Annotated in this window: 1 protein-coding gene; it reads right to left on the reverse strand. The window is 38.1% G+C overall.

Going from position 1 to position 525, the window contains the following annotated elements; translation table 11 throughout:
* Nucleotides 1–515 (reverse strand): NADH-quinone oxidoreductase subunit D-related protein (locus EZV76_RS17915; protein ID WP_500683428.1); only part of this gene is annotated, 515 nt, incomplete at its 3' end.
* Nucleotides 516–525: the final 10 nt, after the last annotated feature.

The raw sequence follows: 525 nt of genomic DNA on the forward strand, positions 1-525 counted from the left end.
CCTATCATAAAAATCCCCAATTCTCCTTTTGGAGCTTCAACTCTTACATAAAGTTCTTGCTTCGRCAATTCAAAAGTAGGAGAAGSTTTTTTACTAATGAATCGGTAKTCAAAATCATTCCATTCGGTATTTCKKACTCCAGCAAAGCGCCGGGYTTCTAAATTYTCATAGGGCCCTCCYGGAATTCCTTCCAGAGCCTGTTGAATWATTTTKATAGACTCTGTCATTTCACTGATTCGTACTAAATAACGAGCTAATGAATCCCCYTCKTTTTGCCATTGGACTTCCCARTCAAATTCGTCATAACACTCATAATKATCAACYTTACGAAGATCCCATTGTATTCCGGAAGCYCGYARCATKKGTCCTGATAAACCCCAATTTATTGCTTCCTCTTCACTAACAACGCCWACYCCTTCAACTCGTTMTAAAAAAATAGGATTCCGYGTAATRAGCTTTTTATATTCAGCAACCTCCCTTAAAAARTAATCGCAAAAATCCAAACATTTATCTATCCAGCCATGA

Origin of the sequence: Flagellimonas alvinocaridis (assembly GCF_004916895.1) — a bacterium.
Lineage (GTDB): Bacteria > Bacteroidota > Bacteroidia > Flavobacteriales > Flavobacteriaceae > Flagellimonas > Flagellimonas alvinocaridis.